This window comes from Kineosphaera limosa NBRC 100340, assembly GCF_000298215.1.
Taxonomy (GTDB): Bacteria; Actinomycetota; Actinomycetes; order Actinomycetales; family Dermatophilaceae; genus Kineosphaera; species Kineosphaera limosa.
Window position 1 is genome coordinate 46,279 of sequence record NZ_BAHD01000032.1, and the last position, 10,634, is coordinate 56,912.

The 10,634-nt window shown below is 69.3% G+C and carries 8 protein-coding genes; 6 read left to right on the forward strand and 2 right to left on the reverse strand.

Features of this window, described 5'->3' with window-relative positions; all coding sequences use genetic code 11:
• Positions 1–337 precede the first annotated feature (337 nt).
• From KILIM_RS10675 to KILIM_RS22320, 6 genes are all read left to right on the forward strand, one after another.
• Positions 338–2,236, forward strand: a complete 1,899-nt coding sequence (locus KILIM_RS10675) for a cell wall-binding repeat-containing protein (RefSeq protein WP_169330755.1) — start codon at positions 338–340, stop codon at positions 2,234–2,236.
• A gap of 228 nt (positions 2,237–2,464) precedes the next feature.
• Entirely contained in the window at positions 2,465–2,743 is a 279-nt protein-coding gene (locus tag KILIM_RS10680; RefSeq protein WP_255247638.1) for a type II toxin-antitoxin system RelE/ParE family toxin, read from the forward strand.
• Positions 2,740–3,048, forward strand: a complete 309-nt coding sequence (locus KILIM_RS10685; RefSeq protein WP_006592692.1) for a helix-turn-helix domain-containing protein — start codon at positions 2,740–2,742, stop codon at positions 3,046–3,048. Before KILIM_RS10680 ends, KILIM_RS10685 begins: the two co-directional genes overlap by 4 nt.
• Positions 3,049–3,429: 381 nt before the next feature.
• Positions 3,430–5,409 carry a hypothetical protein gene (locus tag KILIM_RS10690; protein WP_040562981.1) on the forward strand — a complete coding sequence of 660 codons (1,980 nt, stop codon included), beginning with the start codon at positions 3,430–3,432 and terminating at the stop codon, positions 5,407–5,409.
• Between the two features lie 288 nt (positions 5,410–5,697).
• The gene (locus tag KILIM_RS10695) at positions 5,698–6,291 is read left to right on the forward strand and encodes a hypothetical protein (RefSeq protein ID WP_157551639.1); all 594 of its coding nucleotides are present in this window, start codon (positions 5,698–5,700) and stop codon (positions 6,289–6,291) included.
• A 147-nt stretch (positions 6,292–6,438) separates the two neighbouring features.
• Positions 6,439–7,464, forward strand: a complete 1,026-nt coding sequence (locus KILIM_RS22320) for an LppP/LprE family lipoprotein (protein ID WP_006592696.1) — start codon at positions 6,439–6,441, stop codon at positions 7,462–7,464.
• Between the two features lie 220 nt (positions 7,465–7,684).
• Here KILIM_RS22320 and KILIM_RS10705 read toward each other — a convergent pair whose 3' ends face one another.
• Both KILIM_RS10705 and KILIM_RS10710 read right to left on the reverse strand, forming a co-directional pair.
• Positions 7,685–8,641, reverse strand: a complete 957-nt coding sequence (locus tag KILIM_RS10705) for a zinc ribbon domain-containing protein (protein WP_006592697.1) — start codon at positions 8,639–8,641, stop codon at positions 7,685–7,687.
• A gap of 11 nt (positions 8,642–8,652) precedes the next feature.
• The gene (locus KILIM_RS10710; protein ID WP_006592698.1) at positions 8,653–10,593 is read right to left on the reverse strand and encodes a hypothetical protein; all 1,941 of its coding nucleotides are present in this window, start codon (positions 10,591–10,593) and stop codon (positions 8,653–8,655) included.
• Positions 10,594–10,634 lie beyond the last annotated feature (41 nt).

The window sequence follows — 10,634 nt, forward strand, 5'->3', positions numbered from 1 at the left end:
TGTCCTGAACGATGGTTCGAATTGAACTTTCCGTCGAGCCGAATAGCCTTGATTCACAAGGGCTTTGTGGGGTGCGGGGGGGCGAGGCCGGTCGATCGTCGATGAGGATCACGCCGATGAAGACGTTGGAAGCCGTCGCAGCTGCTCACTGTCTGTGGTGGCTGTGGTGATAGCGGCGCAGCGATTCACCTCCGCACGGCGATTCGCCCGGAGTGGCGCCGCGATGTTGGGCGCCGTCGTGTTGGTTCTGGCCGGGGCCACAGCGACATCCGGCGACACGCTCGCGACTGAGGCGGCGCCCCCCGCATCCGGTGCCCTGCCTAGCGGCGCGACGCACGTGGCGACTGCCGACGTCAACCGGCCCACGCCGGTGCGCCTCAGCGGGGACACCCGGTACGACACTGCCGCCGCCGTTGTGCGGTGGCGCGCCAACGGGGAGATCCCCGCTGGGCCGAAGCTGCGACTGGTCTCCGGTGCGACGCCGTTGCTGGCCGTCGCCCTCGGTGGCGACGCGACACCCACCCTGTTCGTGCCGCCCTCGGGGCCGGTGCCCGCCTCCGTGCGAGCCGCCTATCAGCACGTCAACCCGTTGACCGTCGAAGTGGTCGGGGGCCTCTCCGATGCCCAGGTGCGGGCTGTGGTCGGTGCCAAACGGGTCACCAGGGTGCCCGGCGACCCGATCTCGCTGTCGTGGCGTCGCGCCTTGAATGCGGCCAACCAAGGCAGCGACGACCAGATTTCGCAAATGCCGGACACGCTGTTCACGCCCGCGAGGGTGCTCGCCGAGGCGGCTGCAGCGGCGCAGCTGCGCGACGCCTACACCGTCATCACGCCGCAACGGGGCCCGCTGCCACCACACGGTGACGCCGGCACGTTCCACTACCCCGAACCGGCCTTCTGGGAGCCCGTCGCCGTCGTCGGCGGCGCCTCGGCCATCCCGGAGGCCCAACGCAAGGCACTGCTGCGCGGTCAGCACGAACTGGAACGGGCAGAGTTCGTCGACGTCGCCGGCGCCGACCGCTACGCGACGTCGGCGCTCCTGGCCCGCCGCGCCTACCCCGTCGGGGCCCGCACCGTCTACCTGGCCAGCGGCATCGGGGGAGTGGACGCCGCAGCCGCGCTCTCCCTCACCGATGGGCCGCTGTTTCTCGTGCCGCCGTGCGGGCCACTGCCGGCGACCGTGCGCGACGGGGTGCGGGATGCGCGCCCCGAGCGGGTCGTCGCCATCGGTGACTCCGGGGTGTTGTGCGACGAACTGCTGCAGGAGGCGGTCAACTCCACCGTCGCGCGGGAGAACCTCAAAGCCACGAGCATGGGAGCCGGATGCCTCATCGATGAGGCCGGCGCAGTGCACTGCATCGGCCGCGCGCCGCAACGGGTGGCGGACCAGCCCGAGCCGGCCACGGCCGTCGCCACCGGGCTCGGCTGGGCGATGTGCATCATCACGCGCAGCGCCCAGCTGTCGTGCAGCCGGGCGACTGGACAAGGTGACCGCACGGAATTTACAACCGTCGCCGGCCCGCCCTCCGGCGTCGCCGAGTACGCCGCGCTCAGTGGTGACGCCGCCTGCGCCCGCGGCACCGACGGGAGCATCTGGTGCCACCACCGCATCGACCACGGCCCCCCGGACTATAGCTACGACCCGACACCACTGACTCCCGTCGCCGGGTTGCCGAAAGCCCGCGCCCTGGTCGCCCGCAACATGGCAGCTTGCATCCTGGGCACCGACCGCAGTGTGTGGTGCTGGGGTGACAACACGCCCGCCGTCGTTGGTCAGCCCGTCGTGCCCCGGCCCACGCGCATCGACCTGGGTGCCGGCTTCGTGCCCGAGTCGATCGCGATCCGCGACTGGCTGCTCGTGCGTTCGACCGAGGGGGTCGTGCGCGCGTACAAGTATCCGAACGCGCCGGTCGCCGGTGCCGCGCCCCGACTGCCGCTCCGCGCGCGGGCGCTGCTGTCCAACACCAACTGCTACTTCGCCGAACCCGACGCTCGACTGATCTGCCCGCTCGACAGCGACACCAACCGCAACCTGGTCGACATCAAGTACGGCGACCGCGCCGCGGACATCTCCGACAACTACTCCGGCGCCAAGAGCTGCGTGGTGCGTGCCGACGGCTCCGTCGCCTGCCGCTCGATGTGGGAAGGCGGCCTGGTGACAGAACTCGGGGACGGCCTCATGGCACCCCGCTACCGCGAAGCCGAGGTGCTGGGCTTCTCCCGAAGCCGCCCCTGAGCGGCAGCCATCCGCCCCTGACGACGGACGGCCGCTCGCGACGCTGCCGCACCTTCTGAGCCGTTGCCTGCAACAGTGCTCAAGGCGCGTTCGGGGTGGCCGATCCCGGTCTCTGGGGTGCGAACCGTCGGCCCCGAAAAGGGGAGACTCCGATGCGTCGAACTGGACAACCCCGGCGCCCGAGTGTGGGTCCAGGACATCGAAGACGGGTCGTGGACGACCGAGTCCGTGCGATACGCCAACTTGGAGCGTCTGGCCACGCGGGGGCATATGTTGCGTATGCCGCACTCGCGGTCACTCGGGGATGGCCTCTATGAGTTGCGGTTCACGTGCGAGAGCGTCAGTAGGCGCATCACGTACAGCTTCGACGCCGACCGGAGTGCGGTCACCCTGACAACGTTTCGTAAGCAGCGTCAGAACGAGCGGGCGGAAGTCTTGCGGGCACGGCGCGCGCAAGCCGCCCGCCGTGACGGCGGTAGGGCCAAGAAGGAGGGCAAGGGCAGATGAGCACTTCCGCTACGACCCCGTGGGAAGACGCCAGAGGCCAGGCGTTGGCCGCGATGACCGCTGCGGAGCGCAGCGAGTACGACGCTGCCGCAGTTGAGGCCGAGGCTCGGCTGCTTCTGGCCGAGCTCGTGTACAGCGCGCGTGCGGCCGCCGGTATCTCCCAGAGCGAACTCGCTCGCAGGGCAGGAACCCGGCAGGGCGTGATCTCCGCCATCGAGAACGGGGCGCAGGCTCCCGGGGGTGTCATGTTGGCGCGGATCGCCCATGCCCTCGGTGGGACGTTGAGCATCCACCCTGCCGCCTGAGAACACTGGGCTCTGCTCCGGCCGGGGTTGGTCGATGTGGGGACGCGGGTGTCGGTGGCGCCCTCACCGACGGGCCGGTTCTGCTCGTGCCACCTGCTGTCGTGGGCGTCAGCGCGCGCAACTCGACCTCGACGCCTACCTCGTGACCTCGACGCGATGAGTGACCGGGACACAGTTCGATTGGCCGATACCCCTCAGCCCTGAGCAATCGCTGGCCGTTCTCCACGGACGACAGCCGTGTCGGGTGTGACTGCTCAGGTTGCGCCCAGGTGCGTCGATCCCTTGGACGTCGGACGCGCGACCCAATCGACCAGGACGGTCCAGGCGTGCGCGACACCATGGATCGGGGATGTCATGCACGGACGCAGAGGAGCGCTGCTCGTGGCCAGCGCATTGCTGGTGGCTCTCGGCGCGACGGGGACCGCGGCCGTTGCTGCGCCCGACCCGAACTCGCGGACGCTGGTCGCGGCCGCCGCGCCCGTCTCCACCGCGCCCGTCTCCACCGCGCCAATCTCGACCGCGCGGGTCGCCGTTCGGGCCTCGGTGAACCCCGCCATCGTCGGGGAACGGGTCACCTACCGTGCCTCCCTGGGGACGAAGGGAGTTCGCCCCGTCACCCTGCAAGTCCAGCGCTCCGGCGGGTGGCGCGACGTGCTCTCCGGGCGTTCCACCGCCTCCGGCGCAGTCGCTTTGACCCCGCGCCCCGCCACAACGGCAGGCGAGTCCACCTACCGGATCATCGCGCCGGCCACGCGAGCCAACGGCACGGCGCTGCGCGCACTGACCACGGCCGACATCAAGCAGCGCGTCGTGGGCCAGAGCGTGCGCGTGACCCTCGCCTCGGGCGTCGCCGTCGGTGAATCAGGCGCGGTGACCGTGCAGGCCACACCAGCTCGCCCCGGGCGGGAGGTGACGTTGCGAGAACAGCGACCCAGCGCTGGGGGCGGCGTGAGCTGGGCCGTCGTCGCCACGAGCCAACAGGACCGCAGCGGTCGCGCCCTCTTCACTGTGAAGCGGCCGGCTGCTCAGCAGTTGCGCGGCTACGTGTCCGCCTCCGGCGGGGCGCCGCTCGTCGCCAGTGCAGCCGTCTCGTGGCCGCTACCCGGCGCCCTGGCCCGCGTGGATGTCGCACGCACGCCCGACGCGACGGTCTACGACTGGGTCAACTGGGCGTCGCCGGACGACGTCTTCTACACCACAGATCGCTCGGGCAACCTTGTCGTCGTCGCCCGCACACCCAAGGGCGACGCCCTGAGGATCGACACTTTCGACCCGCGCACCTACGCGAAGGTGGGGGCATCTCGGTCCATCTCGCTGTCCGGATGGTCGGAGTGGGGCGGCTTCTACGCCGGTCCGGACGGTCACTTCTACGTCCTCGTCGGGCAGCTCAACGAAGCGCAGAACGACGCGATCGACGTCGCCGCTGTGCGTCGCTACGACCCGCAGTGGTCGCTCGTCGGGACCGCGACCATCAAGGGCGGAGCTACCCAGCTGTTCAAGGGGCTGTGGGAGCCTTTCGGTGCGTCCGCAGCGCACATGGCCCTCGTCGGCGATCGTCTCGTCGTGCACATGGGGCGCGGCATGTACCGCACGAACGACGGGCTCCGCCACCAGTCGAACTTCACTTTCGAGGTGCACGTGCCGACCATGGCCGCCACCACCTTCGACGACGCTGCCGGCAGCATCTGGAAAAGCCCGTACGTCAGCCATTCCTTCCAAACTCTCGTGACGACCTTCGAATCGAGCCTCGTGCTGCTCGACCACGGCGACGCCTACCCGCGGGCCCTGCGGATGCACGTGTTCAAGGGCTACCCGAGCTCCCGCGATTTCACCGCGTTCGACGTCATGTCGTTCAACGGTGCGGCCGGCGACAACGCCACGGGCACAGCCATCACCGGGCTCGTCAGCGGGCCGCAGGGAGTGCTCGTCGTCGGCAACACCGTGCGGCACGACGACGCCCCACGAGGCACGTTCCATCGCGACGAGCGTCGAAACGCTTTCTTGCTGTGGGTCAATCCGCACACCCAGAACCAGCGCATGCAACCGTTGACGCAGTTCTCACCCGCGGGCGCCGACATCGTCGGTCACCCCCGCATCGCCGCCGTCGCTCAAGACCGGTGGGCAGTGATCTTCAACGTGGAACGCTCCGGGGCGCACCGCACCGAGTATCGGCTTGTCGACTCCGCCGGGCAGGTGCACGCCAGTGCCAGCTTCGCCGCACTCTACTTTCCGGCCGGCAGTGAGCCCTTACGGCTGGGATCAAAAATTGTGTGGGTCGGTGGCGATCCGAAGAGTGACACCGGCGAAGCGCATCTCTTCGGCATCGACATCACTGACCCCGCGCGGCCATCCATCAGATAGTTCACGAAGCACTCGGTTCATTTCGGCTGGATGGAGAACAATCTTTCGCCATCCAGCGCTGTTGAAAGGGATAAGGGAATGTCAGAGACGGCCAGCACCTCGCGAACGACAAGGCGCCGATTCGATGCTCGAGCAAGCCTCGCCATGCTCGCGGTGATCCTCGGGGCCGCCATTGCGCCGAACGCAGCCCACGCGTCGAGCGGGATGCCCTCGAGTGTGCCCGGAGACTCCGCCATCACCTCGACTCACGTGTCACAGGCCCCTCGGTCGATCAATCCGAACGGCCCGGTGAGCAAGACCGCGGACCTGAACGGCGACGGCCGCAGGGACACCGCAACGGTCTCCCTGGTCACGATCAGGGACACGCATCAGACATTCCGCCTTACTGTCACGACTGCGCGCCGTCAGGCGGCGACCACGACCTTCACGGTTCCCTGCATGTGCGACTCGTCCGGTGACCGTCGGACGCCCCGTGACGTGCACCTGGGATTCGCTCGCGTCGATGGCGTTCCCGGCGACGAGATCTTCGTAGACCTCAGCTCCGAGCCGTTTGACGCCTGGGAGTATGCGACCTACACGTTGCGCAACGGCAAGCTGCAGCGCCTCCCAGCGCCTGGCTCTGGACGGTCCGGTCTCTGGGGTAAGGCCTACCCCTTGATGGGGATCGATGGGTACACGTTCTCGAAGGCTGGTCGAAGTCCGCAGGTGGTACGTCACGAATTGCGACCGGTGCGAGGATTCAGTCACTTTAGTGGCACCAGCACGACGTACACGTGGTCTCGAGGTGACTGGGTTAAGGGTGGAGTGAAGCGGGTGGAGCCGATCACTGCCAAGGCGGCGGAAAACACCTACTTCGGGTTCAAGGGAATTGCTTTTCGCTGATCCTGTGAACGGCCGTTGGTCAACCCCAATTGCATCCGCCAGATTGTTCAGGGAGCGCCTATGCGCGTCGATGGTGCGGGTGTCGGCCACGGTCAGCCGGACCGGTCGACGCGAGGCGGCTTGTTCTCGGCCGCGTAAGGGGGGCACATGGCACGCGGCTTTGGCAGGGGGCGTCGGGCGATCGTCGGTGCCGGGGTGGCCGCCATCTTGGCGTTGACGGCCTGCGGGAGTGGCGAGGGTCAGGAAGCGGGCGGCGCCGGCAGCCCGCGGGTGCCGGCGCCCGCGGCACCAGTGGCCGCATCTCCCACACCAACCTGTGCGAAAACCAGCGCCAAGGAGGCGCTGGCCGCCGCCATGCCGAAGGTGCCGACGGTCGAGGGCGACCGCGAGTGGGACTGGGACCCGGAAAACGCCTTCACCGACGACTACGATCCCTGCGCCACGCTCTCGTGGATCCCGGTCGGCATCGTCGGGCCGACCGGCTCCTCTCCCTATCACGTGCTGCTCTTTCACCGCGGCGCGTTCGTCGGCACCGCCACCAAGACCTCGCAGGCGTTCTCCCCGGCGACGGAGCGAATCTCCGACTCCGCCCTCACCATCACCTACATGTTTCCGCGCGGCGGTGAGGCGAACGCCGGCGCGTCCGGAAAGGCCACCTCGACCTTCACCTGGGACGACGCGAAGCAGCAGGTCGTGCGCACCGGCGAACTGCCGCCCGGCGAGGACTCTGCGGCACCGGTCGGCGAAGCCGGTGACGCCACGCCCTCGAAGGGCGTGCCCGCCGACTCCACCCCGATCACCACGATCCGCCCCGCGGGGCAATACGGGTCGGAGACCGCGGTCATCGTCTCGCCCTCGGGCAACATCGGCTGCGACTTCTCCGCCGACAGCGGCGGCTGCGGAGTGAAGTCCTACGTCGAGGTCGACGACGGCAGCCCGTTTGGGCCGCCATGGTGGTTCGGGCTGGACGGTTCGTCCAAGCCCGAGATCGGAGCCCGTGGCGACGCCCCGTACTTCAGCGACCGCAGCTTTCCCGCCCAAGTCGTCGCCTACGGGCAGACCGTGCACTACCGCAACTACGTCTGCCACTCCGCGCAAGACGGCATGACGTGCTGGAACGCCGACACCGGCCACGGTGTGCGCATGGCCCGCAGTGGATACCGGACCTTCTGATCCCTTCAACGGCTCCGCCGACACCTACCTGCCTGCCGAGCAATGGGCCCGCGGCCAGACCCCCCTGCGTCGGCTACCTCGACCGCTACCGGCGCCCCACCGCCTCCTGCAGCCTCATCGAGGCCACCCAGCAGTCGCGGCTGAGTCGCGACGAAGACCCACGACGACGAAGGCGGCGCGCACGAAGAGTCCGTGCGCGCCGCCTTGCCGATGCTGGTCGTCAGCGGGCGTACAACAGCACCCGGGCGTCGACGCCGCCCGAACAGATCACCGTGCTGTCCGACTGGGCGTTGCACGCCATGCGGTACGTCTTGCCGGTGACCGAGCTGTAGACGTTCGACAGCGCGATCGAACCGCCGCTCGCGCCGCTGGCCGCATACGCGTCGGCAACCGCCCGCATGAACGGACGCGACGTCCGGCTGGTGAGCGTAGCCGCGTTCGGGAAGGCCCCACCGTAGCCGCTGGAGCGGGCGTAGATCTGGTATCGCTGGTCGATCGGCGCAAGCGCGGTTTCGGCCCGCGGTGCTGCGACTCGTTCAGCTCTTGCCTTATCAGCAGCCGCCTTCTCCGCGGCGGCCTGGTCGGCGGCGGCCTGCTCGGCAGCCAACCGCTTGGCCTCATCGGCAACCGCGTCCCCGGGCGCCTGCGAGGAACCCGGAGCCGGAGTGAGTTCACCGACCGCGCCCGTCGGCACCGACGCCTCGCCACCGGCGGCTTTGCCCTTGGCATCCCCCGCTTCCGCCCCCGCAGAGGCAACTGGCGTCGGCTGCGCGTCGGCCTGGTCATCGCCGCCGAAGAGGTGCGTGCCGCCGAAGAATCCCGCGGCGACAAGGACCGCTGCGCCCGCGCCGATGAGGATGCGGTTGCGGTTTCCGTTCGCAGCCGGCGCGGTTGCCGGGGCCGCGTAATACGGTCCCGGCTGCGCGGCGGGCTGGGGTGGGAAGGCGCTGTACGGTCCCGCGGCCCCCTGCGCAGCTGCGTCGCCGGAAGGGGTCGCCCGCTCGCCAGAACGTGCCGCCATCAGGGTGGCCGACGGATCAGCCGGCGGCGTGCTCAACGATCCCAAGGCCGCCGTGCCATCGCCTGGCGACGCCTCGACCCGGTGTCCACACCCGTCGCAGAACACCGCACCGGCATCCATCTTGGTGCCGCACTCGGCGCAGAAGATGTTGCTCATCGCAGGCTCCTTTAGATGACCGGAGTCGTCGGAGGCGCGATCGTGCCGGAGCGAAGGCCCTCGGCCACCCCGGAAAGCCGCTTGGGCGGCTGCTGCGCTCGGCGCATCATCGAATCGGCCACCGCGACCTGCCACGACTCGTGCATGCCCCGGCCGCCGAGCACGGCCAGCACCCGCGGCAGCGCCCGACCGACGGACAGCGTGATCGTGCGGCCCGCGCCGACCGCGATGAGCGTCCAGACGGCCCCAGCCAGCGCGACCCCGGCCAGGCTCAGGCCGATGGTGCCGACAAAGCCGGCGCTGCCGCCCGCACTCGTCCCACCCAGCAGCGAACCCAAGCCTGAGAAGGAGGCGCTGCCCTCCACCGAACCGTCGACCTTCATCGAGATCGCAGTCAGCCACGTGAGCACCAGCCACAGCCCGCCGGCGATGACGGCGGGCTGCCACAGTCGCAACTGGTTCGCCTCGACCGGGCGCCGCAGCGTCGCGCGCACACCGACCACGACGGCCACGATCAGGCCACCCACGAGCATGCCGAGCAGGATCACGCCGGGCACACCACCTTCGAGAATGCCCCACCGCTGCCGCTGCACGTTGTCCGCGCTGGCAGCGACTCCCGTGCCGACCACGTCGACGGTGACCGTCACGCCCATGATCACGCCACCGAGCAGCACGAACAGGGTCGGCAGGTACGCCAGGAGGAGGACCGACAGGGCGGCCGCCGTCGAAATCCCCTCGAGAATGCTGAACCGAATCGGCAGGCCCGAGTTTCCGTTGGCCTGCGTCAGTGCGTAAACCACCGGGATCAGCGTCGCCAGAGCCGCGACCACGAAGAACCCGACGACGACCTCGGCGCCGGTCCGAGCATCGTTCGCCCAGGCCTGCGGAAGCGACGCGATGCGCGAGCCTGCGGCACCCAGCCCCACGAAGGCGCCCAAGGAGATCAAGAGCAGCGCGCGCAGGAAGACGGACACCGGTGAGGCTCCGAGGGTCATCGCGCCCTCGTGGAACTGCAGGGCCATCGTGAGAACGGTGGCCGTCACCGCGAAAGCCGCGCCCATGATGAGGGCTCGAATAATCCGGCTGCGCACATCAGCCGTCTGCGAGCTGCTGGCGGCCTTTCGAGCGACGAAGAACACCACAACCATCAGGATGACGGTTAATCCCAGCGGCATAAAGGACATGCTCATGCTGGCGGCGGAATCGAAACCCAGACTGCTTGCCCCCGCGAGGGAGAACAATGACAGCAAGTCGTCACCGACCGTGCCGCTGATACTGCCGGAAATGGTGACGGCCGAGCCCACAGTGCCGGCCAGGACCAGAGCGGAAGCCCGCAGCCACATCATCGGCGCAGCGTTGCCCTCGCTGAACACATCGACGAGGCCCACCAGCAGCGCGAACAGCACCCATGCGCCGCCCGCCACGAGAACGCCGTCGCGGATGGCCCGCGTGATCTGCTCCTGCGGCAACGGCACCCGCTGCACGGTCGCCCCGAACTGCTCGCGGGCCTGCGCCGCAGCAGCGGAGATCGCCGCCGCGTCGTACTGTCTCGGTGCCGTGGACCCAGGCGTGGGGTAGCGGTTCTCCGGAGTCGCCGGGGGCACCGGGTGTGCGGGGGTAGCGCCGTTCTCGCTCGGCGCAGCCGCGCCATGGCTGACCTCGCCCGTGCCGTTGGCCACCTCGGCGATGCCGGCGGTGGACCCTGCGCCGTTGCTGGTCGCGGGCGCGCTGGGTCGGGCAGCGACGGGCGGGCGCTGGGTCTGAGCGGCCGACGCCTCCGGAGCGGCCGTCAGGGCCGGCTCACGAGTGGAGGAGTGCGTCGCCTGCTCGGCGGCATTGGCCTGAGCGTTAGCCGTGGCGACCAGGGGTTGCGCGACGACGGCCTGCCCGCAACTGGTGCAGAAGCGGGCTTCTGAGCGCAGTGCCTGACCGCACGCGGTGCACGAGGACATGGGAATCCCTTCCTTGTCAGGGGCAGCAATAAGCCCCGGGT

Bases quoted from the DNA above. Each gene is read 5' to 3' on its own strand.
- KILIM_RS10685 (WP_006592692.1), top strand. From the start codon at position 2,740: ATGAGCACTTCCGCTACGACCCCGTGGGAAGACGCCAGAGGCCAGGCG.
- KILIM_RS22320 (WP_006592696.1), top strand. From the start codon at position 6,439: ATGGCACGCGGCTTTGGCAGGGGGCGTCGGGCGATCGTCGGTGCCGGG.
- KILIM_RS10705 (WP_006592697.1), bottom strand. From the start codon at position 8,641: ATGAGCAACATCTTCTGCGCCGAGTGCGGCACCAAGATGGATGCCGGT.
- KILIM_RS10710 (WP_006592698.1), bottom strand. From the start codon at position 10,593: ATGTCCTCGTGCACCGCGTGCGGTCAGGCACTGCGCTCAGAAGCCCGC.